Below are 26,966 nucleotides of genomic sequence, written 5' to 3'. Positions count from 1 at the left end.
TGATGGCTGATTCGGTGATGAAGTGGTATGTGGTGAGAGCTATTGGAGGTCAAGAAAATAAGGTCAAAACTTATATCGAGACTGAGATTGCTCGTCATGGGTTGTCTGATTTTGTGAACCAAGTAATTGTTCCTACAGAAAAAGTTATTCAAGTAAGAAACGGAAAGAAAATTAACAGAGAAAGAGTATACTTTCCTGGTTATGTAATGGTTGAAGCTAATTTAGCGGGTGAGGTTCCTCACGTAATTAAATCGGTAACAGGTGTTATTGGTTTCTTAGGGGAAACAAAAGGAGGTGATCCGGTACCTATGCGTAAATCAGAAGTAAACAGAATGTTAGGAAAAGTTGATGAACTTTCTGTTAAAGATGAAAATATCGCAATACCTTATACTGTTGGAGAAACGGTAAAAGTTATTGACGGACCTTTCAATGGATTCGATGGAACGGTTGAAAAGGTAAATGAAGAAAAGCGTAAGTTAGAAGTAATGGTTAAGATTTTCGGAAGAAAAACTCCATTAGAGCTAAATTATATGCAAGTAGAGAAAATATAATTGTTACACCTATATTTTGATGAGTTTAAGCTTCCAATTTAAACACATCGTTAAATCTTAAACAATGGCAAAAGAAGTAAGTAAATTAGTTAAACTACAAGTTAGGGGAGGTGCAGCGAATCCGTCGCCACCAGTTGGACCCGCTTTAGGTGCTGCCGGTGTTAACATCATGGAGTTCTGTAAGCAGTTTAATGCTCGTACACAGGACAAACAAGGTAAAGTATTACCTGTTGTGATTACAGTTTATACAGACAAATCATTTGAATTTGTTGTAAAAACTCCACCAGCTGCGGTACAATTATTAGAAGCGGCCAAAATTAAGAAAGGTTCAGGAGAACCTAATAGGAAAAAAGTAGCAAGCGTTTCTTGGGATCAAATTCGTGGAATTGCAGAAGACAAAATGGTAGATATGAATGCCTTTGAAGTAGAGTCTGCAATGAGAATGATCGCTGGAACAGCTCGTTCTATGGGATTAACAGTAACAGGTGATGCACCTGCTTAAACTTTAAAAGATATTTAGAAATGGCAATTACTAGAAAGCAAAAAGAAGCTCGTGCTAAAGTAGATAGCTCTAAAGTTTACAGCTTACAAGATGCATCAGCATTAGTAAAAGAAATTACATACGTAAAATTTGATGCGTCTGTTGATTTAGCAGTACGTTTAGGTGTAGACCCTCGTAAAGCTAATCAAATGGTTCGTGGTGTTGTAACTTTACCTCACGGAACTGGTAAAGACGTGAAAGTTTTAGCATTAGTTACTCCAGATAAAGAAGCAGAAGCTAAAGAAGCAGGAGCTGATTATGTTGGATTAGATGAATACCTTCAGAAAATTAAAGGAGGATGGACTGATGTAGATGTTATAATTACTATGCCAAGTGTAATGGGTAAATTAGGTCCATTAGGACGTGTATTAGGACCTCGTGGTTTAATGCCTAACCCTAAAACTGGTACAGTAACTATGGATGTTGCAAAAGCAGTACAAGAAGTAAAAGCTGGTAAAATCGACTTTAAAGTAGATAAAACTGGTATTGTACACGCTGCAATCGGAAAAGCATCTTTTGATGCTGCAAAGATTGAGGAAAATGCAAACGAGTTAATTCAAACATTAATTAAATTAAAGCCAACAGCGGCTAAAGGAACTTATATTAAGAGTATTTTCATATCTTCTACTATGAGCCCTAGTGTAGCTGTAGATGTTAAAACAGTATCGTAAGGCAGTTAAAACTTTTTAATTATGACTAGAGAGGAAAAATCACAAGTAATACAAGATTTAACAGCACAATTAGCAGATACTAGCACGATCTATTTAGCAGATATTTCTGGTTTAGATGCAGCTACTACATCTAACTTACGTAGAGCATGTTTTAAAGCGAACGTACAATTGGCTGTTGTTAAAAACACATTGCTTTCAAAAGCAATGGAAGCTTCTGATAAAGATTTCGGAGAGTTACCAGAGGTATTAAAGGGAAACACTTCAATGTTAATTGCTGAGGCATCTAATGCACCAGCAAAAGTTATCAAAGAGTTCAGAAAAAAATCAAAAGATCGTCCTTTATTAAAAGGAGCGTATGTAGAAGAGGCAGTTTATATTGGAGATGACCAATTAGATGCTCTTGTAAACATTAAATCTAGAGAAGAACTTATTGGAGATATTATTACCTTATTACAATCTCCTGCTAAGAATGTTGTTTCAGCATTACAATCAGGTGGTGGTAAGTTATCAGGTATCTTAAAGACATTATCAGAAAAATAATTTCGCGCACTAATAAACTAAATAAATAAAATTTTTAAAAAACAATTAAAATGGCAGATTTAAAAGATTTCGCAGAACAATTAGTTAACTTAACAGTAAAAGAAGTTAATGAATTAGCTGATATTTTAAAAGAAGAGTATGGTATTGAGCCAGCAGCAGCAGCAGTAGCAGTAGCAGGACCAGCAGCAGGTGGTGGAGATGCAGCAGAAGAAAAAACTGAGTTTGATGTAATCTTAAAAGCAGCAGGAGGTTCTAAATTAGCAGTTGTAAAATTAGTTAAAGAATTAACTGGATTAGGATTAAAAGAAGCTAAAGGTATTGTAGATAGCGCACCAGCACCAATTAAAGAAGGTGTATCTAAAGATGAGGCAGAAGGTCTTAAAAAGTCTTTAGAAGAAGCAGGAGCTGAGGTAGAGCTTAAGTAAGCTATACTCCCGAATTATAAAAAAAAACGGGAAAAAACAATAAAGGTTTAGGTACTAAAAACTTATGTTTTTAGACCTAAACCATTTTGTGTATATATTCGTTCTTTATTTTTCACAATTTTTTCAATTGTGATTTTACGATTATAAAGTGCTGATTTTTAATCAGTAACAGCAATTAAAATTGCAGTATTGAAACAGTTAAGTTTCAAAAATAATATTTTTAATTAAAAATAGCATCTCTTTTGGCAACGATAAATACTACTGAAAGAATTAACTTCGCGTCATCGCAGTTAGGAGCTGATTATCCAGATTTTTTAGATATTCAGGTAAAATCTTTCCAAGATTTCTTCCAATTGCAAACTAAAGCTGAAGAGCGAGGAGAAGAAGGTTTGTATAAAACTTTCATGGATAACTTCCCGATTACAGATACACGTAATCAATTTGTATTAGAATTTTTAGACTACTTTGTAGATCCACCAAGATACAGCATCCAAGAATGTATAGAGCGTGGATTAACCCACAGTGTACCTCTAAAAGCACGTTTAAAATTATATTGTACCGATCCAGAACACGAAGATTTTGAAACAATTGTTCAAGACGTGTATTTGGGTACAATTCCTTATATGACAAACTCAGGTACCTTTATTATTAATGGTGCAGAAAGAGTTGTAGTGTCACAATTACACCGTTCACCAGGTGTATTCTTTGGGCAATCTTTCCACGCTAACGGAACCAAATTATACTCTGCAAGAGTAATTCCATTTAAAGGTTCTTGGATTGAATTTGCTACCGATATCAATCAAGTAATGTATGCTTATATTGATAGAAAGAAAAAATTACCAGTAACAACGTTATTCAGAGCCATAGGTTTTGAAAGAGATAAAGATATTTTAGAAATCTTTGATTTAGCTGAAGAAGTAAAAGTTTCTAAAGCAGGATTAAAGAAGGTATTAGGGCGTAAATTAGCAGCAAGAGTATTAAAAACTTGGCATGAAGATTTCGTAGATGAAGATACAGGAGAAGTTGTATCTATTGAACGTAACGAAATTATTTTCGACCGTGATACTATTATAGAAAAAGAACACATTGATGAAATAATTGAAGCAGGTGCAAAAACTGTCTTACTACACAAAGAAGACAATCAGCAAGCAGATTATGCCATCATTCACAATACATTACAAAAAGACCCTACTAACTCTGAAAAAGAGGCTGTAGAGCACGTATATAGACAATTGCGTAATGCGGAACCACCAGACGAGGAAACTGCAAGAGGAATTATTGAAAAATTATTTTTCTCAGAGCAGCGTTATAGTCTAGGGGAAGTAGGACGTTTTAGAATGAATACAAAACTTGGTTTAGATGAAGATTTAGATCAAAAGGTATTAACTAAGAACGATATCATTACCATTATCAAGTATTTAATTGAGTTAATCAATTCTAAAGCTGAAGTAGATGATATCGATCACTTATCTAACCGTCGTGTTAGAACTGTTGGAGAGCAATTAGCAGGTCAGTTCGGTGTAGGTTTGGCTCGTATGGCACGTACAATTCGTGAAAGAATGAATGTTCGTGACAACGAAGTATTTACTCCAATCGACTTAATTAACGCAAAAACTTTATCATCAGTAATTAACTCTTTCTTCGGTACCAACCAGCTATCTCAATTTATGGATCAAACCAATCCATTAGCAGAGATTACTCATAAGCGTCGTTTATCGGCTTTAGGACCTGGAGGTTTATCACGTGAAAGAGCAGGTTTCGAGGTACGTGACGTTCACTATACTCACTATGGTCGTCTATGTCCAATCGAAACACCTGAAGGACCAAACATTGGACTTATTTCTTCTTTAGCCGTTTATGCTAAGGTAAACAATATGGGGTTCATTGAAACACCATATAAGAAAGTAGCAGAAGGGAACGTATTAGGAGAAGAACCTATATATTTAAGTGCAGAAGAAGAGGAAGGAATGAAGATTGCTCAATCTAATTTACCAATAGCAGCAGACGGTAAGATAGAAAGCGATAGAGTAATTGCACGTGAAGAAGGTGATTTCCCTGTTGAAAGCCCTGAAGCAATTAACTACATGGACGTTGCTCCAAATCAAATTGCTTCGATTTCAGCATCGTTAATTCCTTTCTTAGAACACGATGATGCAAACCGTGCATTGATGGGATCAAACATGATGCGTCAAGCAGTTCCATTATTACGTCCAGAATCTCCAATTGTAGGTACAGGTTTAGAACGTAGAGTAGCAAAAGATTCTCGTATCTTAATCAACGCAGAAGGAGCTGGTGTTGTTGAGTATGTAGATGCCAACAAAATTACAATTAAGTATGATAGAACAGAAGAAGAGCGTATGGTAAGCTTCGATTCTGATGAGAAATCTTACGACTTAATTAAGTTTAGAAAAACCAACCAAGGTACAAACATTAACCTAAAACCAATTGTAAAAGTAGGTGATAGAGTTGAAGAAGGACAAGTACTTTGTGAAGGATATGCAACACAAAAAGGAGAATTAGCTTTAGGTAGAAACATGAAAGTAGCCTTTATGCCTTGGAAAGGGTATAACTTTGAGGATGCGATTGTGATTTCTGAAAAAGTAGTTCGTGAAGATATCTTTACTTCTATTCATATTGATGAATATTCATTAGATGTTCGTGATACAAAATTAGGAGCTGAAGAATTAACTAACGATATTCCTAACGTTTCTGAAGAGGCTACAAAAGACTTAGATGAAAATGGAATGATTCGCATTGGAGCAGAAGTAAATCCTGGTGATATTTTAATTGGTAAAATTACACCAAAAGGAGAATCTGATCCAACTCCAGAAGAAAAGTTATTACGCGCTATCTTTGGTGATAAAGCAGGAGATGTAAAAGATGCATCCTTAAAAGCGTCTCCATCATTAAGAGGAGTTGTAATTAATAAAAAATTATTCAAACGCGCAGTAAAAGATAAGAATAAGCGTGCCCGTGATAAAGAAGCAATTGCATCTTTAGAGGCATCTTATGTGTCTAAGTTCGAGGAGTTAAAAGATGTTTTAGTTGAAAAATTATTCAACTTAGTATCAGGAAAAACTTCTCAAGGAGTGTATAACGACTTAGGAGAAGAAGTATTGCCAAAAGGTAAAAAGTTCACACAAAAAATGTTAAACTCTGTAGAAGATTTTACACATTTAAGTGGAACTTGGACTACTGATAAAGACTTAAATCAATTAGTTGTAGAATTAGTTCACAACTACAAGATTAAAGTAAACGATTTACAAGGAGTTTTACGTCGTGAGAAATTCACAATTTCTGTAGGAGATGAATTACCAGCAGGAATCTTAAAGCTTGCTAAAATTTATGTTGCTAAGAAACGTAAATTAAAAGTAGGGGATAAGATGGCTGGACGTCATGGAAACAAGGGTATTGTTGCCCGTATTGTGCGCCAAGAAGATATGCCTTTCTTAGAAGACGGAACACCAGTAGATATCGTATTAAACCCATTAGGGGTACCATCGCGTATGAACATTGGTCAGATTTATGAAACGGTTCTTGGATGGGCAGGTCAAAAATTAGGGCAAAAATATGCGACACCTATTTTTGACGGAGCAAAAATAGATCAAATCAATGCTTTAACTGATGAAGCAGGAATTCCACGTTACGGACATACATATTTATATGATGGAGGTACTGGTAAACGTTTCGATCAGCCTGCAACGGTAGGAGTAATTTATATGATTAAGTTAGGTCACATGATTGAAGATAAGATGCACGCACGTTCTATCGGACCTTACTCATTAATTACTCAGCAACCATTAGGAGGTAAAGCTCAATTTGGAGGTCAGCGTTTTGGTGAGATGGAGGTATGGGCACTTGAAGCATACGGTGCCTCAAGTATCTTACGAGAAATCTTAACTGTTAAGTCTGATGATGTACTAGGTAGAGCGAAAACTTACGAGTCTATCGTTAAAGGAGAAGCAATGCCAGAACCAGGTTTACCAGAATCATTTAATGTATTAATGCACGAACTTAAAGGTTTAGGATTAGACGTTAAATTAGAAGAATAATCACAGTGAAATGTCTCAGAGTGTAAGCTCTGAGGCAAATCATTTTTTCAATATCAGTCTTATTATAAGACATTTATTTTTAATTCGAATCCATTATCATGGCAAGAAAAAACGAAAAATACACTGTTAAGAAGTTTAACAAAATTTCAATAGGTTTAGCATCACCTGAGTCTATTTTAGAGGCTTCTAAAGGAGAGGTGTTAAAACCAGAAACTATAAACTACCGTACACACAAACCAGAAAGAGATGGATTGTTTTGTGAGCGTATCTTTGGTCCTGTAAAAGACTATGAGTGTGCGTGTGGTAAATATAAAAGAATTCGATATAAAGGTATCGTTTGTGACCGATGTGGTGTTGAAGTTACTGAGAAAAAAGTACGTAGAGATAGAGTAGGTCATATTAACTTAGTAGTACCAGTTGCACATATTTGGTACTTTAGATCATTACCTAACAAAATGGGATACCTTTTAGGGTTACCATCTAAGAAGTTAGATATGATTATTTACTACGAACGTTACGTAGTAATTCAACCAGGTATTGCTAAGAATGCCGAAGGAGAACCATTGCAAAAAATGGACTTCTTAACTGAGGAAGAATATTTAGATATCGTAGATGAGCTTCCACAAGAAAATATGTACTTAGAAGATACTGACCCTAATAAGTTTATCGCTAAAATGGGGGCAGAGTGTTTAATTGATTTATTAGAAAGAATCGATTTAGACGAGTTGTCATATCAATTACGTCATAAAGCAAATACTGAAACTTCTAAGCAACGTAAAAACGAAGCATTAAAACGTTTAAATGTTGTTGAAGCATTTAGAGATTCTCAAAAAAACAGAGAAAACAATCCTGAATGGATGATTATGAAGGTAATTCCGGTTATTCCACCAGAATTACGTCCATTAGTACCATTAGATGGAGGTCGTTTTGCTACTTCTGACTTAAATGACTTATACCGTCGTGTAATTATCCGTAACAATCGTTTAAAACGATTAATGGAAATTAAAGCACCAGAAGTAATTTTACGTAATGAAAAACGTATGTTACAAGAATCAGTAGATTCATTATTTGACAACACACGTAAATCATCAGCTGTAAAAACGGAGTCTAACAGACCATTAAAATCATTATCTGATAGTTTAAAAGGTAAACAAGGACGTTTCCGTCAAAACTTATTAGGTAAGCGTGTTGATTACTCTGCACGTTCGGTAATTGTTGTTGGACCTGAATTAAAATTATACGAATGTGGATTGCCAAAAGATATGGCAGCTGAATTATACAAACCTTTCGTTATTCGTAAGTTAATCGAAAGAGGAATTGTAAAAACAGTAAAATCTGCAAAGAAAATAATTGATAGAAAAGAACCAGTTGTTTGGGATATCTTAGAAAATGTAATTAAAGGACACCCTGTTTTATTAAACCGTGCCCCTACCTTACACCGTTTAGGTATTCAAGCTTTCCAACCAAAATTAATTGAAGGAAAGGCAATTCGTTTACACCCATTAGTATGTACGGCATTTAACGCCGATTTTGATGGGGATCAAATGGCGGTTCACTTACCATTAGGACCAGAAGCAATTTTAGAAGCACAGTTATTAATGTTAGCTTCTCATAACGTTTTAAACCCTGCAAATGGAGCACCAATTACGGTACCATCTCAGGATATGGTTTTAGGGTTATACTATATGACAAAAGAAAGAAAGTCAACTCCAGAAGTGCCTATTAAAGGTGAAGGATTAACTTTCTATTCTCCAGAAGAAGTAACGATTGCTTATAATGAAGAGCAAGTAGACTTAAATGCTGGAATAAAAGTAAGAACTAAAGATTTTAACGAGAATGGTGAGTTAGTAACTCAATTAATAGAAACTACAGTTGGTAGAGTATTATTTAACGAAGTAGTACCTGAACAAGCAGGGTATATTAATGAGGTATTAACAAAAAAATCATTACGTGGAATTATTGGTAATATCTTAAAAGTAACAGATATTCCATCAATAGGTAAATTCTTAGATGATATCAAAGGAATGGGATATACGTTTGCCTTCCAAGGTGGTTTATCGTTCTCATTAGGAGATATCATTATCCCGGAAGAAAAACATACCATGATTGCTGAAGCGAACGAAGAAGTGGATGGAATTGTAATGAACTATAACATGGGTATGTTAACGCAAAAAGAGCGTTACAATCAGGTAATTGATGTTTGGGGATCTACCAACAACCGATTAACTGAATTATCAATGAAGCGTTTACGCGAAGATCAACAAGGATTTAACTCGGTATTTATGATGTTAGATTCTGGAGCGCGTGGATCGAAAGAGCAGATTCGTCAGTTAACAGGTATGCGTGGATTAATGGCAAAACCTAAAAAATCGACTGCAGGAGGTGGAGAAATTATTGAAAACCCAATTTTATCGAACTTTAAAGAAGGGTTATCAATTTTAGAATACTTTATCTCAACGCACGGTGCACGTAAAGGTCTAGCCGATACCGCATTAAAAACAGCCGATGCAGGATACTTAACACGTCGTTTAGTAGATGTATCTCAGGACGTTATCGTTAACGAAGAAGATTGTGGTACATTAAGAGGGTTAGAAGTTTCTGCCTTAAAGAAAAACGATGAAATCGTTGAACCTTTAAGTGAAAGAATTTCAGGACGTACCGCATTATATGATGTTTATGCTCCAACTACCGATGAGTTATTAGTTGAAGCAGGAGAGTTAATAACTCCAGTTTTAGCTGATAAAATTGAAGCTTCAGGAGTAGATAAAGTAGAAGTTCGTTCGGCATTAACATGTGAATCTGAAAGAGGAATTTGTGAGAAATGTTACGGACAAAGTTTATCAACTGGTCAAAAAGTTCAACGAGGTGAAGCTGTTGGTGTAATTGCTGCACAGTCTATTGGAGAACCAGGTACACAGTTAACATTACGTACATTCCACGTTGGAGGGGTAGCAGGAAACATTTCTGAAGACAATAAGTTAATTGCTAAATTCGACGGTTCTGTAACAATTGATGATTTACGTACTGTAAAAGGGAAAGATTCAGCAGGAGAAGAAGTTGATATTGTAATTTCTCGTACTGCAGAAATTAAGATTACTGATAAGAAAACAGGCATCGTATTAAGTACTAACATTATTCCTTACGGTTCTATCATCTTTGATAAAGATAGAAAGACAATTAAAAAAGGAGATGCAGTATGTCAATGGGATCCATTTAACGGAGTTATTGTTTCTGAGTTTGGTGGAAAAGTTAAGTTTGACAACTTAGAGCAAGGAATTAACTACTCTGTAGAAATAGATGAACAAACAGGTTTCCAAGAAAAAGTAATTACAGATTCTAAGAATAAGAAGATTATTCCTTCTTTAATTATCGAAGACGCTGATGGTAATGCATTACGTTCGTATAGTTTACCAGTAGGAGCACACTTAATGGTAAGTGATGGAGATAAAGTAGAAACTGGTAAAACTTTAGTTAAGATTCCTCGTAAGTCTGGTAAAGCAGGAGATATTACAGGAGGTTTACCACGTGTAACAGAGTTATTCGAAGCGCGTAACCCTTCTAACCCAGCTGTCGTAGCACAAATTGATGGAGTTGTATCGTTTGGTAAAATTAAGCGTGGTAACCGTGAAATTATTATCGAATCTAAAACGGGAGAGATTAAGAAATACTTAATTAAGTTATCTAATCAAATCTTAGTTCAAGAAAACGACTTTATCAAAGCAGGAATGCCATTATCTGATGGCGCTATAACTCCTATTGATATCTTAAATATTAAAGGACCTTCAGCTGTTCAAGAATACTTAGTAAACGAAATTCAAGAAGTATATCGTTTACAAGGGGTGAAAATTAACGATAAGCATTTCGAAGTTGTAGTACGTCAAATGATGCGTAAAGTTAGAATTATTGATTCAGGAGATACTTTATTCTTAGAGAATCAATTAGTTCACAAAACGGATTTCATCAAAGAAAATGACGCTATTTACGGAATGAAGGTTGTTGAAGACTCAGGAGATTCTGCAAACTTAAAACCAGGACAAATAGTTACAGCTCGTCAATTAAGAGATGAAAACTCTTTATTACGTAGAGAAGATAAAAACTTAGTAGTAGCACGTGATGCACAACCAGCAACAGCTGAACAGGTATTGCAAGGTATTACAAGAGCATCGTTACAAACGAAGTCATTTATCTCAGCTGCATCATTCCAGGAAACAACTAAAGTATTAAATGAAGCCGCTGTAAACGGTAAAGTTGATACCTTAGAAGGATTAAAAGAAAACGTAATTGTTGGTAAGCGTATACCAGCAGGTACCGGAATGAGAGCTTACGAAGACATAGTAGTTGGACCTAAGGATGAGATTGAACAAAGCTTATAAAAACGTAAGTTTATAAATAATATCAAGGGTTTAGAGTTCTAAGAACTCTAAACCCTTGTTTTTTAAATACCTAATATTAAAACTTAATTATGGAAGATACTAAGAAAGAGCCGCAATTAAATATAGAGTTAGATCAAGAAATAGCAGAAGGAACGTATAGTAATTTAGCTATTATAAATCATTCAGTATCTGAGTTTATAGTAGATTTTATTAATATCATGCCAGGGGTTCCTAAAGCAAAAGTAAAATCAAGAATTATTTTAACTCCCCAACACGCTAAACGTTTGTCAAAAGCGTTAGCAGATAATATTCGTAAGTTTGAACAAGCACATGGAGAAATAAAAGATTATGAGCAACCACCAATTCCAATGAATTTTGGAGGAACCACTGGGGAAGCTTAAAACAAAAAAATCGTCTGAATAGACGATTTTTTTGTTTTAATAATATTTTTAGGTTTTAAAAACCTTCTGAAAGCTCTTTTAAAGCTTTTATATCGGTTATAAAGATTTCTTTTCCTTTTAAATCAATTAGTTTTTTCTTTTTAAATTCAGAGAGTAAACGAATAGCACTTTCCGTAGCTGTTCCTATAATATTAGCCATGTCTTCTCGAGATAAATTGATATTTATAGAGCCATTTTCGTTTTTGTCAAATTTAGCATCTAAAAGCAAAAGAGTAGCAGCTAAACGTTGTTTTACGGTTTTTTGAGCCATATCTACTATAACATCATCTGCTTTCTTTAAAGAATTGGCCATTTTCTTTAAAATGCCCATAGAAAAGTTAGAGTTGTTTTCTAAATCTCTAATAATTTCTTCTTTAGGAATAAAACATACTTCCATATCATTCACGGCAATAGCTTTTAAATTGGAAGCTTCATTATTAATCAAACTTCGCTCTCCTAAAATATCTCCTTTTTTTATTAAATGAATAATTTGGTCTCTACCATTATCACTCATTTTAGACACTTTACAAACACCGTCTTTAACACAAAAAACACCATTTATGTATTCGCCTTCATCAAAGAGAATTTCTCCTTTTTTTATTTTTTTAGACGTTTTACACCCTGTTATTCTTATCAATTCATCTTTTGTTAAAGCCTTCAAAGAATTAAATTCCCTGATGATACATTGCTCACACTTACTCATAGATATGCCCTTTTTTTTGCTAATCAAATATACGGAAAACCTGACAATTATCATGTTTTAATTAGAGATGTTATCAGACATTTGTACTAGGCAAAAGAGTAAATATGGAAAGCACAACATGTTTTCATTGTGGTAACGAGTGCGACACAAAAACAATTACAATAGAAGATAAATTCTTTTGTTGTAACGGCTGTAAAACGGTTTATGAAATTTTTTCAGAAAACGATTTAACTTGTTATTACGATTTTCAAAACAACCCAGGAGCAATACCTGAAGAGATACAAGGAAAATATGATTTCTTGGATAATGAATCTATCGTAGATAAACTATTAGAGTTTAACGATGGCAATGCACAAGTGGTAAATTTATACATTGCACATATACATTGTAGTTCCTGTATCTGGGTATTAGAAAACTTACATAAACTACAAGAGTTTGTATCTTCATCTCAAGTTAATTTTCCTAAGAAAACAGTACGGATTACATATAATTCCGAAAAAACATCCCTTAAAGAAATAGTATTACTATTAAGTTCTATTGGTTATGAACCTTATATAAGTCTTGAAGATTACGAAGTAGGAAAAAAGAAGGTAGATCGTAGCTTAATTTATAAGCTAGGAATAGCAGGTTTTGCTTTTGGAAATGTTATGTTTTTATCATTTCCAGAGTATTTTGAAGTATCAGAATACTGGTTAGAGCAATACAAAGGAATCTTCCGTTGGTTAATGTTTATATTTTCGTTACCTGTAGTGTTTTATGCTGGAGTTGATTATTTTATTTCAGCATACAAAGGAATTCGCTCTAAAATTTTAAACATTGATGTTCCTATTGCTCTAGGAATTTTAGTGCTATTTGTACGTAGTACAGCAGAGATTATGTTGGATTTAGGAACAGGCTTTTTTGATAGTTTAACAGGGTTAGTGTTCTTCTTACTATTAGGGAAGTTTTTTCAACAAAAGACCTATAACTTTTTATCATTTGAACGTGATTATAAATCGTACTTTCCAATTGCAGTCACAAAAATAACAGCGGATAAAAAAGAAGAAAACACACAAATCTATGATGTTAAAAAAGGCGATAGATTGTTAATTAGAAACCAAGAATTAATCCCTGTTGATGGAATTTTAATTAATGGAGAAGCGAAAATAGATTACAGTTTTGTTACAGGCGAGGCTGTTCCTGTGAATAAAAAGTCAGGAGATAAATTATTTGCCGGAGGAAGGCAACTGTCAGGAAGTATAGAAATGGAAGTGTTAGCTTCGGTTTCACAAAGTTACTTAACACAGTTGTGGAGTAATGATGTATTTCAAAAAGATAAAAATTCATCGTTTAAAACATTAACCGATAAAATCAGTAAAAACTTCACCATCATTGTATTGTCGATAGCGTTTTTGTCTACAGCGTTTTGGTTATCCTATGATTCAAGTGTAGCATTAAACGTATTTACGTCAGTACTAATTATTGCATGTCCTTGTGCCATAGCCTTAGCAGCACCGTTTACCTTAGGGAATATCTTACGAATCTTTGGAAGAAAGAAATTCTATTTAAAGAATGCTACAGTAGTAGAACAATTAGCAGCTATAAACTCAGTTATTTTTGATAAAACAGGTACGCTTACCACCAATAAAGAGAATACGATAAAATATGAAGGTGAAGATTTAAATAAAACCCAAAAAGCGATATTAAAAAGCTCATTAAGAGCCTCAAATCATCCCCTAAGTAGAATGTTGTACGCTTCTTTAGAAGAAGCAATGTTACCCGTTGATGATTACCAAGAATATGTAGGAAAAGGAATAGAAACAAGCTATCAGCAAACAAAATTAAAAATAGGTTCGTCTTCTTTTGTAAAAAATGCAGAAGAACAAGTAAACTTAGATACTTCGGTTCATATTAGTGTAAACAATGAATATAAAGGAAAGTTTGTGTTTAAGAATGCTTACAGAAAAGGAGTTGAAAACTTGTTCTCAAGTTTAAATAAAAAATATGAACTATCTGTAGTTTCTGGAGATAATGAAGGAGAAAAAAAGTTTTTAGAAGAGTTATTGCCTGAAGAAACAACGTTTTTATTTAATCAAAAACCGCAAGATAAGCTACATTATGTAGAGGAGCTACAAGAAAAAAACAGAAGTGTATTAATGATTGGAGACGGACTAAATGATGCAGGAGCGTTAGCTCAAAGTAATGTAGGAATAGCCTTATCAGAAAATATCAATGTGTTTTCACCTGCTTGCGATGCTATTTTAGACGCTACAAAATTTAGTGAAATAGGAAACTATGTAAAAGCATCACAAAAAGCGATAAAAATTATTAAGTATTGTTTTTTATTATCTTTAATGTATAATGTTGTTGGACTTTATTTTGCGGTAACGGGGCAGTTGATGCCAGTAATAGCAGCTATTTTAATGCCGTTGAGTTCAATTAGTGTAGTAGTATTTACAACAATAGCTACCAATATGTTAGGTAGAAAAATAAAATAAAAAAGATGCAGATTAATAAATATATAGATCATACTTTATTAAAAGCTACAGCAACTAAAGCAGATATAGTAAAGCTGTGTAATGAGGCCAAAAAATATAATTTTTATGCAGTTTGTGTAAATGGATGTTATGTAGAATTGGCAGCCAAAGAGTTAAAAGATTCGGATGTAAAAATAGCAGCTGTAGTAGGTTTTCCTTTAGGAGCAATGACTACCAAAACTAAAATTTTTGAAGCCAAAGAATGTATAAAAAATGGAGCTTCTGAAATAGATATGGTTATCAATATAGGTAAGTTGTTAGAGGGTGAAGAAAATTATGTAGAAAAAGAAATTCGATTGATTAAAGAAGAAATAGGAGAAAATATATTAAAAGTAATTTTTGAAAACAGCTATTTATCTAAAGAGCAAATAACAATCGCAAGTCAAATTGCAGTAGAAGCTGGGGCCGATTTTGTAAAAACATCTACAGGTTTTGGTACTGGAGGGGCTACTTTCAAAGATGTAGCGATAATGGATAGTATTGTAGATGGAAAAGCACAGATAAAAGCAGCTGGCGGTATTAGAGATATAGAGACAGCTAAGAGGTATATAGAAATGGGGGTAACTCGTTTAGGAACTTCGTCAGGTGTTTTATTAGTAACGAGTGGTGTTTCAGATCAGAATCAGTATTAAAATAAGTTTTTAATAATTCAAAATCTAAAAGAACAAAGAATGAGCGTACATATAGAAGCAAAGAAAGGAGAAATAGCAGAAACTGTTTTATTACCAGGAGACCCTATGCGCGCAAAATGGATAGCAGAAACATTTTTAGAAAATCCAGTTTGTTATAACGATGTTCGAGGTATGTTAGGATTCACAGGAACCTATAAAGGAAAACAAATTTCTGTACAAGGAACAGGAATGGGAATTCCGTCTGCATTAATTTATGCTCATGAGTTAATTACAGAGTACGGAGTTAAAAATTTAATAAGAGTAGGTTCAGCTGGTTCTTATCAAAAAGAAGTAAGAATTCGAGATATTGTTATTGCTATGGCGGCATCAACAAATTCAGGATTGAATACCATACGTTTTAACGGAGCTGACTATGCGCCAACAGCAAGTTTTGAACTCTTCCAAAAAGCTATTGAAGCAGCGAAGCAAAAAGGAATTGCATTAAAAGCAGGAAACATTTTAAGCTCAGATGAGTTTTATGCCGATGAATTTGAAAGCTATAAAAAGTGGGCAGATTATGGAGTACTTTGTGTTGAGATGGAAACAAATGGATTATATACTGTTGCAGCAAAACACAAAGTAAATGCACTGTCAATTTTAACCATTTCAGATAGTTTAGTTACTGGAGAAAGAACAACCGCTGATGAAAGAGAACAAACCTTTAAAGAAATGATTGAAATCGCTTTAGAATTGGCTTAATGTCACCTCGAGCGTAGTCGAGAGGTCTCACAATTTTAACTTAATACATATGAAAAATTCACTTATTCAAAAATATAACATTCCAGGGCCAAGATATACGAGTTATCCAACTGTTCCGTATTGGGATAACGATAGTTTTTCAAAAAAAAAATGGATTAAAACTTTTAAACAATCATTTATCGAAAGTAATTCCTCAGAAGGAATTAGCTTATATATTCACTTACCATTTTGTGAGAGTTTATGCACGTTTTGTGCATGTCATAAACACATAACAAAGCGTCATGAAATGGAAGATCCGTATATAGAGACAGTTTTAAAAGAATGGCAGTTATATGTTGATTTGGTAGAAGAAACCCCTGTAATAAAAGAAATTCATTTAGGAGGAGGGACACCAACATTTTTTTCAGAAAAACAATTAAAAAGATTAATTGATGGGATTTTTATCAATGCAGAAAAACATCCCAATCATGAATTTAGTTTTGAAGGGCATCCAAACAACACCACAAAAGAACACCTACAAACCTTGTACGATTTAGGGTTTACACGAGTAAGTTTTGGAGTGCAAGATTACAATCCAAAAGTGCAAGAAGCAATTCATAGAATACAACCTTTTGAGAACGTACAAAACGTACATAATTGGGCAAAAGAAATAGGGTACTCATCTATCAGTCACGATTTGGTATTTGGACTTCCATTTCAAACAAAAGAAAATGTAATACATACCATTAATAAGACAAAAGAGCTAGAACCTGATAGAATTTCGTTTTATAGTTATGCGCATGTTCCGTGGGTAAAAGGAGTTGGACAACGAGGATTTAATGAAGATGACTTGCCTAAAAATGAAGAAAAACGAGAGTTGTATGAAATAGGAAAGGAGTTGTTTGCAGAAATGGGGTACATAGAAATAGGAATGGATCATTTTGCTTTGCCAACGGATAGCTTATATAAAGCCACAGAAAAGAAAACGTTGCACCGTAATTTTATGGGCTATACCGCCAACAAAACACAATTAATGATTGGTTTAGGAATGTCGTCAATATCTGATTCTTGGTACGGGTTTGCACAAAATGTAAAAACGGTAAAAGAGTATGAAAGCGTTGTAAACGAAGGAGAAATTCCTGTGTTTAGAGGTCATATATTGTCTGATGAAGATTTGATTATCAGAAAACATATTTTAAATATCATGTGTCATTTTTCCACTTCGTGGGAAGAAGACTCATTACACATAGAAAATATAGAAACACCTATAGAAAAATTAGAAGAAATGATGGCTGATGGTTTGGTTTCTATTGAAGGGAGTAAGTTAACCGTTCCAGAAAAAGCAAGACCCTATGTACGTAATATCTGTATGGCATTCGATAAGAAGTTACACGAAAAGCAACCTGAAACCAAACTGTTTTCAATGACTATTTAAACAGCGAATAACTCGAAGAAATAATCTTCGAGTTATTTTATGAAAAAAAATTGAAACATGACAAAAGTCATATTTTAAGAAAACCTTCACAAGTATCTTTGAACTATAATTATCAGGCAAGATATGAGCGTTATTTACTTACTACTATCACTAAGTATTTTGGTGGCTATTATTTTCTTTATAGCATTTATTGTTTCAGTAAAAAAAGGGCAGTACGATGATTCGTACACACCATCGGTTCGCATGTTGTTTGATGATGAACTGGTAAAAGAAGAAACAAAGAACTAACAATTAACAATAGATATTAAATTCAAATAGATTATGGAAATGCAACAATTTTATTACGATAATAAGATCGTAAAAAAATTCATCTACGCAACCTTACTATGGGGAATAGTAGGTTTTTCAGTAGGATTGTTATTGGCTTTTATGTTTTTATTCCCAAATTTAACAGACGGTATTTCGTGGTTAAGTTTTGGGCGTTTAAGACCATTACATACGAACGCAGTAATTTTTGCATTCGTAGGAAATGCCATTTTTGCAGGAGTTTACTACTCACTACAACGATTGCTGAAAGCCCGTATGGCAAGTGATTTTTTAAGTAACTTTAACTTTTGGGGATGGCAGTTAATAATTGTTGCAGCAGCCATAACACTTCCGTTAGGGTATACCACTTCAAAAGAATACGCTGAATTAGAATGGCCAATCGATATTGCCATAGCACTAGTTTGGGTAGCTTTTGGTGCTAACATGATTTGGACAATCTTACAAAGAAGACAACGCCATTTATATGTAGCAATTTGGTTTTATTTAGGAACTTTTGTAACCGTAGCGGTATTGCACATTTTTAACAGTTTAGAATTGCCTGTAAGTTTCATGAAAAGTTATTCAGTGTATGCAGGAGTTCAAGATGCATTAGTGCAATGGTGGTACGGGCACAACGCAGTAGCCTTTTTCTTAACCACTCCGTTTTTAGGGTTAATGTATTACTTTGTTCCTAAAGCGGCTAACCGTCCGGTATATTCATATAGGTTATCTATTGTACACTTCTGGTCGTTAATTTTTATCTATATCTGGGCAGGACCTCACCACTTATTATATACCTCATTACCAGATTGGGCTCAAAATTTAGGAGTAGCATTCTCTGTAATGTTAATAGCACCATCTTGGGGAGGTATGATCAACGGATTATTAACACTTCGTGGAGCTTGGGATAAAGTAAGAGTAGATCCAGTATTAAAATTCATGGTAGTTGCAATCACAGGATATGGTATGGCAACGTTTGAAGGACCAATGCTATCGTTAAAGAATGTAAATGCAATTGCACACTTTAGTGATTGGATTATTGCTCACGTACACGTAGGTGCCTTAGCTTGGAACGGATTCTTAACTTTCGGTATGTTGTACTGGTTAGTGCCAAGAATGTTTAAAACAAAACTATACTCTACAGCATTGGCAAATTTCCATTTCTGGATTGGAACTTTAGGGATTATCATGTATGCACTACCAATGTATGTTGCAGGATTTGTGCAAGCTTCCATGTGGAAACAGTTTAATCCAGACGGAACCTTAACCTATGGTAACTTCTTAGAAACAGTAAACGAAATTATTCCAATGTATTGGATGCGTGCTATTGGAGGAAGTTTATTTATCCTTGGAGCATTTGTAATGTTATACAACATTGTTAAAACGGTAAGATCAGGAAGTGGAGTAACAGATGAATTAGCAGAAGCAGCAGCATTAACAAAAGTATCTAAATACAGAACTTCTAAAGAAGGATGGCACACTTGGTTAGAAAGAAGACCTGTAAAATTAACGATCTATGCTACAGTAGCAATTTTAATTGGAGGGGTTGTTCAAATTATCCCAACGTTATTAGTGAAATCTAATATCCCTACAATAACAAGCGTACAACCTTATACTCCACTAGAATTAGAAGGTAGAGATATTTATATCCGTGAAGGATGTGTAGGTTGTCACTCACAAATGGTACGTCCATTCAGATCGGAAGTAGAACGTTATGGAGAATTTGCAAAAGCAGGAGAGTTTGTATACGACCATCCATTCTTATGGGGTTCTAAACGTACAGGACCAGATTTATTAAGAGTTGGAGGAAAGTATAACGATAGCTGGCACTTAAATCATATGTATGATCCACAAAGTACATCGCCAGGATCTATTATGCCAGCATACCAATGGCTAGTAAGAAATAAGTTAGATAAGAGTGATACCGAAAGCAAAATGAAAGCAATGGTTAGCTTAGGAGTTCCTTATACAGAAGAAGATATAGCCAATGCGCAAACAAGCATGGAAGAACAAGGAACTAAAATTCAAGAGAACTTATATGCAGATCCTGATTTCAAAACGAATTATGAAGCAGATAAAAAGTATGCTCAGGAAAACGGACAAACTTTCATAGAAATGAAAGATAGAGAAATTGTAGCCTTAATCGCTTATTTACAACGATTAGGTACCGATATTAAGATTAAAGATGTGGAAGACCAATTAAGCACTAAAAACTAGAAATCATGTTAAAGTTTGTAAAAAACCATATGGAAACTATTGCTGGTATTGAAATATACCCAATTATTTCACTAACCATATTCTTTACATTTTTTGTAGTGTTGTTTTGGTGGGTGTTTACAGCCAAGAAAGAGTATATAAGTAGGGTAAGTAATTTACCATTAGATAACTAGAAAATTTAAAGCAAGATGAAAAAATATTTTCAATCTATAGTATATATCGTTTTTGTTGCAGTTACCTTTTTTGCTATTGCTACTGCAATTAAATCATACGAAAACCCATTCAGCCTGTATGAACATCCATTGGTATGGATAGCAATTGTAGGACTCGTAACAGCAGTTGTGTTAAAAGAGGCTTTAAATATCGTAGCACAACAAAAAGCAGAGCAACTTCAAATGGAAAAAGAAGGTATTCATCCTGAAGAAGTTGATAACTGGGCTTGGGCTAAGAAAATTATCAATAAATGGACAGCAGCCAAGGCTATTGAAGAGGAGGATGAAATTATTCTAGATCATAACTATGATGGAATTAAAGAGTTAGACAATAACTTACCACCATGGTGGTTGTATATGTTCTATGCAACAATCATTTTTGCAGCGGTATATTTAGTAAGATACCATGTATTGGGAGCAGACAATCAAGAAATGGAATATGCCCAAGCAGTAGCAGAAGCCAAAAGAGAATTAGCAGCATTTAAATCAAACTCGAAAGAAGCAGTTATCGATGCTGAAACAGTTACAGTTTTAACTGATGCGGGTGATTTAAGTAGAGGTAAAGCCGTATATAATTTAAACTGTGCTGCATGTCACATTGCCGATGGTGGTGGAGGTATTGGACCTAACTTAACCGATGAATATTGGATATTAGGTGGCGGGATCAAAAATATTTTCAACACTATTTCTAATGGAGGTAGAGATGGTAAAGGTATGGTTGCTTGGAATAAAACACTAAAGCCTCAAGATATTCAAAAGGTAGCGAGTTATATTCTCTCTTTACAAGGAACAACTCCAGCAAAACCAAAAGAGCCTCAAGGAGAGTTATACAAAGAAGAAGGTCAAGCGGCAACTGTTTCGGAACCATCTGAAGAACAAGTAAAAGACAGTATTCAATAAAAATAGTAGTTACAAATTAGTTTTTAATAGTTGATTATGGAAACACCCAAAAACGAACAATTCAGAGATAGTATTGGTACTATAAATGATGAAGGAAAAAGGGCTTGGGTGTTTCCAAAAAAACCAAGTGGAAAGTTTTATAAGTATCGAAGTTATGTAAGCTATTTTTTGTTAGCGTTTTTATTACTAGCACCGTTTGTTAAAATCAACGGAAATCAGTTCTTACTATTTAATGTTTTAGAGCGCAAGTTTAACATTTTCGGATTTCCTTTTTGGCCTCAAGATTTCCATTTAATGGTGATTTCAATGATAATAGGAGTAGTATTTATCATCCTATTTACTGTTGTATTTGGTCGAATTTTCTGTGGTTGGATTTGTCCACAAACCATTTTTTTAGAAATGGTTTTTAGAAAAATAGAATATTTAATAGAAGGAGATAGAGGCAAACAAATACGATTAGCAAAACAAGCTTGGAATGCTGAAAAAATTAGAAAAAGAGTGTTAAAATGGATAGCCTTTTTTATCATCTCTTTTATTATAGCAAACGTTTTCTTAGCATATTTAATAGGAAGTGATAAATTAATAAGTTACATAACAGGTAACCCATTAGACCATATTAGCACTTTAATATCATTGCTAATTTTTACAGGGGTGTTCTATTTTATTTTTGCATGGTTTAGAGAACAGGTGTGTATTATAGCTTGTCCTTATGGTAGATTACAAGGGGTATTGTTAGATAATAAAACAATCAATGTTGCTTACGATCATGTAAGAGGAGAAGGTAAGACTGGAAGAGGAAAATTTAATAAAAAAGAAGATAGAGTAGCGTCTGGAAAAGGAGATTGTATAGATTGTTTTCAATGTGTACATGTATGCCCTACAGGGATAGATATTCGAAACGGTACACAGTTAGAATGTGTAAACTGCACCGCTTGTATTGATGAGTGTGATCACATGATGGAAAAAGTAGGTTTACCAAAAGGCTTAATCCGTTATGCAAGTGAAGAAAATATTGTTAAGAAAGCCCCTTTTAAGTTCACTGCAAGAATGAAAGGGTACTCAGCAGTATTGTTTATTTTAATAGGAATTTTAGTAGGAATGCTGTTTTTAAGAAATGATGTAGAAGCAACAATTTTACGATTACCAGGTCAGTTATATCAACATAAAGAAAACGGGGTTATTAGTAATATTTACACTTTTAAAGTGGTAAATAAGACAACAAAACAGATTGATAATGTGAGTTATAAATTATTGTCTCATAAAGGAAAAATAGAAACGGTAACACATCAAAATTTTGAAGTACCAAAACAAGGACTGGCAGAAGGAACGTTGTTCATAGAGTTACATCAATCTGAAATGAAAGACGAAAAAGAAAAACTAAAAATTGGGGTGTATAGTGGCGATAAACTTATTGAAACTACTACAACCAACTTTTTAGGACCAAGAAGTTATAGATAGATTGGTCGAAAGTAAATAGAATTAATGCTAAAAGCCAACAGCTAATAGCTATAAAACATAATAAAATGAAACTAAACTGGGGCACGGGTATAGTAATAGCAATTATAGGGTTTATAGGTTTTATCATGTATTTCGTAATCACAATGAGTACAGGTAAAAATTATAATCACGATTTGGTAACTGAAAAATATTATCAACAAGAATTAGAATTTCAGAACAAATTAGATGCAACTAAAAATGCGAAAGCATTAAAAGACAATATTACAATAGAAAAAGTAGCTGAAGGAATTAAAGTCCATTTTCCAACGGACTTTACTCCTAAAGATATAAAAGGAAAAGTGTTCCTATACAGACCATCTGATAAACAATTGGATTTTGAAATGCCTATTTCGATTTCCGAAACATATTTGCTCGTGCCTGAGAAACGTTTGTTGGGTGGTCGCTGGAACATAACAGTTTCCTGGAACTACAAAAATAAAGATTATTTATTTCAGAAAGAGTTGGTGTATTAATGTTTCTTTCAGCAATCATATTTGGTTTATTAGGTAGTTTTCACTGTATAGGCATGTGTGGGCCTATAGCCTTTATGTTACCCGTAGATAGAACGAATAAAGTAAAGCAGTTTTTTCAAATTACCAGTTATCATTTCGGACGCTTATTTACTTATAGTGTCATAGGATTTTTGTTTGGTTTATTAGGAAAAGGGTTTTATTTCTTCGGATTTCAGCAACAACTTTCTATCATTGTTGGCGTATTAATGATTTTGGCAATCCTTGTTCCTAAAACCTTTCAAAAATATAACTTTTCTAATCCAATAAATAAATTGGTAATGAAGGTGAAATCATCTTTAGGAAAAGAGTTGAAGAAAAAAGGAAACGATACTTTTTTTACTATCGGTTTTTTAAATGGATTTTTGCCTTGCGGATTAGTGTATATGGCTGTTTTTGGAGCGTTAAGTACAACCAACATGTTTTCGGGTAGTATATATATGTTTCTCTTCGGATTAGGAACAATACCACTAATGACAGCTGTAGTATATGCAGGTAATTTTGCAAATGGCTTGGTGCGAAAAAGAGTTCAACAGGCAATACCCTATGTTGTAGTTTTTATTGGAGTATTGTTTATTTTTAGAGGATTAGGGTTAGGAATACCTTATATATCTCCACTTCCAGTGACCGATATTCATAACTCAGTTGAAGGTTGTCACTAAAAAAAATACTGACAATTGTCATAGTGTTACTAATAAAATTTAGGTAACTTTATAGAAGACGTAAAACCTAAAAGTAATAAATCATGAAAAAAATTATAGTTCCTGTTGATTTTTCTGAATATTCTGAAAATGCTTTGCAAACAGCAGCTTTTTTAGCAAAAAAGTCTGATGCAGAAGTGTTGGTAGTACATATGCTCGAGTTATCTAATGCTGTTTTAAGTAGATCAGAAAGTTATTTACAACAAGAAATGTTGTTTTACCTACAAATGTCTGAGAAAAAATTAGCAGAGTTTTTAGAGAAAGAATATTTATCAGGCATAAAAGTAACGCCGATTATAAAACATTTTAAAATTTTTAGCGAAATAGACCAGTTGGCAAGAAACGAAGGAGCAGATTTGATTGTTATGGGGTCTAAGGGAGCAAGCGGTTTAAAAGAAATGTTTATTGGTTCAAATACAGAAAAGGTAATTCGTTATGCACATGTACCTGTATTAGTAGTAAAAGAAGAACCGATAACAAAACAAATAGACAACGTATTATTTGCTTGCGATTTTTCTGATGACGATGTTAAACCCTACATGGAAGCAAAAGAACTTCTTAAAAAGCTTAATGCAGCTATAGAACTTGTGTATGTAAGTACGCCAACGTCTAAATTTAAGAGCACAAAAGAGCTAGAAGAAAGAATGAAACGTTTTTTCAATCAGACGAATGAACGCTACGAAGAAAGTATTCGTAAGGTAAAAATAATATCTGATTACACTGTAGAAAAAGGCGTGTTTTACTATGCCAATAAAGCCAATTCAGATGCTTTGGTGGTCGCAACACATGGACGAAAGGGGTTAGCACACTTTTTTGAAGGGAGTATTTCTGAAGATATTACTAACCATAGCAAGTTACCAGTATTGTCTTTCAAAATTTAAAATAAAACATTAAAAAAGCTCTTTCAAATTGAAAGAGCTTTTTTAGTGTTTGAAGAAAAGAAAACTTACTTCCCCTCTTTAGCTTTTATATCAGCTACAAACTTTTGTAAACGTTTACCGTATTCAGAATTTTTAACGTTGTCAGTTAAGCTATTATTGATAGTGTCTAAAAGTTGAATATTAGCATCATATAGTTCAGATAATGCGATATATGGTGCAGCTTCGCTATCAGCGTTTGCAATAGCAAAGTTTGTAGAGAATAAGAAACGACGACGAATCATTTTCTTAAAATCTGCTTCTACTTGTTCTAGCTGTACTTCATCTTGAGCTTGACGAGCCTCAACTTCTTTTTTAACAAAGTCTAAACGTTGATCTATAAATCGTTGGTTTATTTTACGGTACTCATCCATTACTTCTTGATTTTTAGAACCTTTAATTTCAGGCTTAAAACCAAACTCTTCAATTTTGTCGTTTATGGTAATTTCACCTTTTTCACCAAAAAACATAATATGCTTATCTGTGGTATTACCATTAAAAGTTAAATAATATATCACAGGAGACTCAACGTTATCTGTTAGTATAAATTTATCATCACCTAACAGCGCCATAGAATCAACAGATACTAATACGGTATCTTTCATTTTTTGAAGGTACAAAGTACCTTTTTTTAATCCTTTAATTTGACCTTTAACCACCATGTTCCCTTCTTTTTTAGAGGAACAAGCAAAAGCAACAAGTGCAATTGCGAAAAGAGCAATAATTTTCTTCATTGAATTCAAAATTTGTCTGTTGCAAATATGCAGATTTCTCCTAAACTTTTGAGGCTATTTCCATTAAAATTGTACAGAGAATTGCACCTACAGTACCGATAGCGTATCCAAAAACAGCTAATAAAACACCTACAGTTGCTAAAGAAGGGTGAAAAGCTTGTGCTACAATTGGAGCAGAAGCAGCTCCACCTACATTCGCCTGACTTCCTACAGCTAAGAAGAAATATGGAGCACGGATTAATTTAGCGACTAAGATTAATAATCCAGCATGAATAGCCATCCATACCAAACCAATAGCGATTAGTCCTACATTATCAAAAATCAAGGTCAAGTCCATTTTCATTCCAATGGTTGCTACTAACACATAAATAAAAATACTACCTATTTTACTAGCGCCAGCCCCTTCATAGTTTTTTGCTTTGGTAAAAGATAAGACAACTGCAGCAATAGTGGATATACTAATTAACCAGAAAAAGTTTGAACCTAAGAAAGAGAAGATGTTTCTCCAAGTCTGAGATTCCATACTAGCAGTCATAGAAGCAAAAACATCACTTAAATAGGCTCCTGCAAAATGGCCAAAACCAACAGTACCAAAAGCAATGGCAAGCATAATTATAAAATCGGTTAAAGTTGGATTTCTTTTCACACTTTGGGTAAAGTTAGAAACTCTTTCTTTTAAATCTTCAATAGCTGAGGTATCAGCTTTTAACCACTTGTCTATTTTGTCTTTTTTACCAATTCCAATTAAAATGATTGCCATCCAAATATTAGCTACTACAATATCGACAAATACCATTCCTCCATATTTTGCAGGATTGTATTTGTAAATTTCTAGCATGGCAGTTTGGTTAGCTCCACCACCAATCCAGCTACCAGCTAAGGTAGAAAGTCCTCTCCACACAGCATCAAAGTCTGCTCCTCCTACAGTTTCTGGTGAAAAGGCAGAAATTAATAAAATGGCAATCGGTCCTCCAATAACAATACCAACAGTTCCTGTAAAAAACATGATTAGTGCTTTTGAACCCAAGTTGAAAATAGCTTTTAAGTCAATACTTAATGTCATTAAAACTAAGGCAGCAGGTAATAGAAATCGGCTAGAAACATAGTATAGTTGTGATTTGTTTTTTACGACTTCGCCAGCAGCACTAGTAGTTTCCCATTCTGGGGAGATAATACCAAGTGTTGTGAATATTGCAGGGATAAAATAAGCCATAAATAACCCTGGGACTATTTTGTAAAACTTAGGCCAAAACCCTGTAGTTTTAGATTCTGTATAAAATACAAAACCTAACGAAATCATTAAAATACCAAATACGATTGCATCGTTTGTAAAAAGAGGTGCTTCCATTTAAAAAATAATTTGCCGCTAAAGTATGA

At 33.9% G+C, this 26,966-nt stretch carries 23 protein-coding genes; 20 read left to right on the top strand and 3 right to left on the bottom strand.

Features of this window, described 5'->3' with window-relative positions; translation table 11 throughout:
- Nucleotides 1–2 precede the first annotated feature (2 nt).
- The 8 genes from nusG to ACN0WY_RS06300 all read left to right on the top strand — a co-directional run bounded on the left by nusG (nt 3) and on the right by ACN0WY_RS06300 (nt 11,554).
- On the top strand, nt 3–551 hold the full coding sequence (nusG, locus tag ACN0WY_RS06335; RefSeq protein WP_099214163.1) for a transcription termination/antitermination protein NusG: 549 nt from the start codon (nt 3–5) through the stop codon (nt 549–551).
- 64 nt (nt 552–615) lie between these two features.
- Complete coding sequence (rplK, locus tag ACN0WY_RS06330; RefSeq protein ID WP_047790105.1) at nt 616–1,053, top strand: 50S ribosomal protein L11; 438 nt, start codon at nt 616–618, stop codon at nt 1,051–1,053.
- 20 nt (nt 1,054–1,073) lie between these two features.
- Nucleotides 1,074–1,763 carry a 50S ribosomal protein L1 gene (gene rplA / locus ACN0WY_RS06325; RefSeq protein ID WP_330488629.1) on the top strand — a complete coding sequence of 230 codons (690 nt, stop codon included), beginning with the start codon at nt 1,074–1,076 and terminating at the stop codon, nt 1,761–1,763.
- A 21-nt stretch (nt 1,764–1,784) separates the two neighbouring features.
- Nucleotides 1,785–2,303, top strand: a complete 519-nt coding sequence (rplJ, locus tag ACN0WY_RS06320) for a 50S ribosomal protein L10 (protein WP_330488628.1) — start codon at nt 1,785–1,787, stop codon at nt 2,301–2,303.
- A 50-nt stretch (nt 2,304–2,353) separates the two neighbouring features.
- On the top strand, nt 2,354–2,728 hold the full coding sequence (gene rplL / locus ACN0WY_RS06315; protein ID WP_047790108.1) for a 50S ribosomal protein L7/L12: 375 nt from the start codon (nt 2,354–2,356) through the stop codon (nt 2,726–2,728).
- Nucleotides 2,729–2,970: 242 nt separating this feature from the next.
- On the top strand, nt 2,971–6,780 hold the full coding sequence (rpoB, locus tag ACN0WY_RS06310; RefSeq protein WP_330488627.1) for a DNA-directed RNA polymerase subunit beta: 3,810 nt from the start codon (nt 2,971–2,973) through the stop codon (nt 6,778–6,780).
- Between the two features lie 98 nt (nt 6,781–6,878).
- Nucleotides 6,879–11,153, top strand: coding sequence for a DNA-directed RNA polymerase subunit beta' (rpoC, locus tag ACN0WY_RS06305; RefSeq protein WP_330488626.1), 4,275 nt, complete (start codon nt 6,879–6,881; stop codon nt 11,151–11,153).
- An 89-nt stretch (nt 11,154–11,242) separates the two neighbouring features.
- Nucleotides 11,243–11,554, top strand: a complete 312-nt coding sequence (locus ACN0WY_RS06300) for a DUF3467 domain-containing protein (protein WP_417799852.1) — start codon at nt 11,243–11,245, stop codon at nt 11,552–11,554.
- A 55-nt stretch (nt 11,555–11,609) separates the two neighbouring features.
- Here ACN0WY_RS06300 and ACN0WY_RS06295 read toward each other — a convergent pair whose 3' ends face one another.
- Nucleotides 11,610–12,296, bottom strand: a complete 687-nt coding sequence (locus tag ACN0WY_RS06295; RefSeq protein ID WP_417799851.1) for a Crp/Fnr family transcriptional regulator — start codon at nt 12,294–12,296, stop codon at nt 11,610–11,612.
- A 104-nt stretch (nt 12,297–12,400) separates the two neighbouring features.
- Between ACN0WY_RS06295 and ACN0WY_RS06290 the strand changes: the two genes are divergently transcribed.
- The 12 genes from ACN0WY_RS06290 (at nt 12,401) to ACN0WY_RS06235 (ending at nt 24,819) form a co-directional block, all read left to right on the top strand.
- Nucleotides 12,401–14,773, top strand: a complete 2,373-nt coding sequence (locus ACN0WY_RS06290; RefSeq protein WP_417799850.1) for a heavy metal translocating P-type ATPase — start codon at nt 12,401–12,403, stop codon at nt 14,771–14,773.
- A gap of 5 nt (nt 14,774–14,778) precedes the next feature.
- Nucleotides 14,779–15,444: a deoxyribose-phosphate aldolase gene (gene deoC, locus ACN0WY_RS06285; protein ID WP_330488623.1), complete on the top strand. Its 666-nt coding sequence runs from the start codon at nt 14,779–14,781 to the stop codon at nt 15,442–15,444.
- Between the two features lie 39 nt (nt 15,445–15,483).
- Entirely contained in the window at nt 15,484–16,182 is a 699-nt protein-coding gene (gene deoD, locus ACN0WY_RS06280) for a purine-nucleoside phosphorylase (protein ID WP_330488622.1), read from the top strand.
- Nucleotides 16,183–16,231: 49 nt separating this feature from the next.
- A complete protein-coding gene (gene hemN / locus ACN0WY_RS06275; protein WP_330488621.1) occupies nt 16,232–17,596 on the top strand; it encodes an oxygen-independent coproporphyrinogen III oxidase in 1,365 nt (454 codons plus the stop codon).
- A 123-nt stretch (nt 17,597–17,719) separates the two neighbouring features.
- The gene (gene ccoS, locus ACN0WY_RS06270) at nt 17,720–17,884 is read left to right on the top strand and encodes a cbb3-type cytochrome oxidase assembly protein CcoS (RefSeq protein WP_073184498.1); all 165 of its coding nucleotides are present in this window, start codon (nt 17,720–17,722) and stop codon (nt 17,882–17,884) included.
- A gap of 33 nt (nt 17,885–17,917) precedes the next feature.
- Complete coding sequence (ccoN, locus tag ACN0WY_RS06265; RefSeq protein ID WP_330488620.1) at nt 17,918–20,119, top strand: cytochrome-c oxidase, cbb3-type subunit I; 2,202 nt, start codon at nt 17,918–17,920, stop codon at nt 20,117–20,119.
- A gap of 5 nt (nt 20,120–20,124) precedes the next feature.
- Entirely contained in the window at nt 20,125–20,292 is a 168-nt protein-coding gene (locus ACN0WY_RS06260; protein WP_125066974.1) for a CcoQ/FixQ family Cbb3-type cytochrome c oxidase assembly chaperone, read from the top strand.
- 15 nt (nt 20,293–20,307) lie between these two features.
- Nucleotides 20,308–21,231 carry a cbb3-type cytochrome c oxidase N-terminal domain-containing protein gene (locus ACN0WY_RS06255; RefSeq protein WP_330488619.1) on the top strand — a complete coding sequence of 308 codons (924 nt, stop codon included), beginning with the start codon at nt 20,308–20,310 and terminating at the stop codon, nt 21,229–21,231.
- Nucleotides 21,232–21,267: 36 nt separating this feature from the next.
- Nucleotides 21,268–22,689, top strand: coding sequence for a cytochrome c oxidase accessory protein CcoG (gene ccoG / locus ACN0WY_RS06250; protein ID WP_330488618.1), 1,422 nt, complete (start codon nt 21,268–21,270; stop codon nt 22,687–22,689).
- Nucleotides 22,690–22,754: 65 nt separating this feature from the next.
- Complete coding sequence (locus tag ACN0WY_RS06245; RefSeq protein ID WP_330488617.1) at nt 22,755–23,201, top strand: FixH family protein; 447 nt, start codon at nt 22,755–22,757, stop codon at nt 23,199–23,201.
- A complete protein-coding gene (locus ACN0WY_RS06240; protein WP_330488616.1) occupies nt 23,201–23,899 on the top strand; it encodes a sulfite exporter TauE/SafE family protein in 699 nt (232 codons plus the stop codon). The genes ACN0WY_RS06245 and ACN0WY_RS06240 overlap by 1 nt, the downstream gene beginning before the upstream one ends.
- Before the next feature lie 83 nt (nt 23,900–23,982).
- Nucleotides 23,983–24,819, top strand: coding sequence for a universal stress protein (locus tag ACN0WY_RS06235; RefSeq protein WP_417799849.1), 837 nt, complete (start codon nt 23,983–23,985; stop codon nt 24,817–24,819).
- 65 nt (nt 24,820–24,884) lie between these two features.
- Here the strand turns inward: ACN0WY_RS06235 and ACN0WY_RS06230 are convergent, their stop codons facing one another.
- Both ACN0WY_RS06230 and ACN0WY_RS06225 read right to left on the bottom strand, forming a co-directional pair.
- Nucleotides 24,885–25,589: a DUF4369 domain-containing protein gene (locus tag ACN0WY_RS06230; RefSeq protein WP_330488614.1), complete on the bottom strand. Its 705-nt coding sequence runs from the start codon at nt 25,587–25,589 to the stop codon at nt 24,885–24,887.
- A gap of 40 nt (nt 25,590–25,629) precedes the next feature.
- Nucleotides 25,630–26,937, bottom strand: coding sequence for a DUF819 domain-containing protein (locus ACN0WY_RS06225; protein WP_417799848.1), 1,308 nt, complete (start codon nt 26,935–26,937; stop codon nt 25,630–25,632).
- Nucleotides 26,938–26,966: the final 29 nt, after the last annotated feature.

The sequence above is a fragment of the Tenacibaculum sp. genome, assembly GCF_048269885.1.
Taxonomy (GTDB): domain Bacteria; phylum Bacteroidota; class Bacteroidia; order Flavobacteriales; family Flavobacteriaceae; genus Polaribacter.
This window is presented reverse-complemented; position numbering and strand designations above follow the sequence as displayed.

Coding starts and splice junctions, on each gene's coding strand:
- nusG (WP_099214163.1), top strand. CDS start 3: ATGGCTGATTCGGTGATGAAGTGGTATGTGGTGAGAGCTATTGGAGGT.
- rplK (WP_047790105.1), top strand. CDS start 616: ATGGCAAAAGAAGTAAGTAAATTAGTTAAACTACAAGTTAGGGGAGGT.
- rplA (WP_330488629.1), top strand. CDS start 1,074: ATGGCAATTACTAGAAAGCAAAAAGAAGCTCGTGCTAAAGTAGATAGC.
- rplJ (WP_330488628.1), top strand. CDS start 1,785: ATGACTAGAGAGGAAAAATCACAAGTAATACAAGATTTAACAGCACAA.
- rplL (WP_047790108.1), top strand. CDS start 2,354: ATGGCAGATTTAAAAGATTTCGCAGAACAATTAGTTAACTTAACAGTA.
- rpoC (WP_330488626.1), top strand. CDS start 6,879: ATGGCAAGAAAAAACGAAAAATACACTGTTAAGAAGTTTAACAAAATT.
- ACN0WY_RS06300 (WP_417799852.1), top strand. CDS start 11,243: ATGGAAGATACTAAGAAAGAGCCGCAATTAAATATAGAGTTAGATCAA.
- ACN0WY_RS06295 (WP_417799851.1), bottom strand. CDS start 12,296: ATGAGTAAGTGTGAGCAATGTATCATCAGGGAATTTAATTCTTTGAAG.
- ACN0WY_RS06290 (WP_417799850.1), top strand. CDS start 12,401: ATGGAAAGCACAACATGTTTTCATTGTGGTAACGAGTGCGACACAAAA.
- deoC (WP_330488623.1), top strand. CDS start 14,779: ATGCAGATTAATAAATATATAGATCATACTTTATTAAAAGCTACAGCA.
- deoD (WP_330488622.1), top strand. CDS start 15,484: ATGAGCGTACATATAGAAGCAAAGAAAGGAGAAATAGCAGAAACTGTT.
- hemN (WP_330488621.1), top strand. CDS start 16,232: ATGAAAAATTCACTTATTCAAAAATATAACATTCCAGGGCCAAGATAT.
- ccoS (WP_073184498.1), top strand. CDS start 17,720: ATGAGCGTTATTTACTTACTACTATCACTAAGTATTTTGGTGGCTATT.
- ccoN (WP_330488620.1), top strand. CDS start 17,918: ATGGAAATGCAACAATTTTATTACGATAATAAGATCGTAAAAAAATTC.
- ACN0WY_RS06260 (WP_125066974.1), top strand. CDS start 20,125: ATGTTAAAGTTTGTAAAAAACCATATGGAAACTATTGCTGGTATTGAA.
- ACN0WY_RS06255 (WP_330488619.1), top strand. CDS start 20,308: ATGAAAAAATATTTTCAATCTATAGTATATATCGTTTTTGTTGCAGTT.
- ccoG (WP_330488618.1), top strand. CDS start 21,268: ATGGAAACACCCAAAAACGAACAATTCAGAGATAGTATTGGTACTATA.
- ACN0WY_RS06245 (WP_330488617.1), top strand. CDS start 22,755: ATGAAACTAAACTGGGGCACGGGTATAGTAATAGCAATTATAGGGTTT.
- ACN0WY_RS06240 (WP_330488616.1), top strand. CDS start 23,201: ATGTTTCTTTCAGCAATCATATTTGGTTTATTAGGTAGTTTTCACTGT.
- ACN0WY_RS06235 (WP_417799849.1), top strand. CDS start 23,983: ATGAAAAAAATTATAGTTCCTGTTGATTTTTCTGAATATTCTGAAAAT.
- ACN0WY_RS06230 (WP_330488614.1), bottom strand. CDS start 25,589: ATGAAGAAAATTATTGCTCTTTTCGCAATTGCACTTGTTGCTTTTGCT.
- ACN0WY_RS06225 (WP_417799848.1), bottom strand. CDS start 26,937: ATGGAAGCACCTCTTTTTACAAACGATGCAATCGTATTTGGTATTTTA.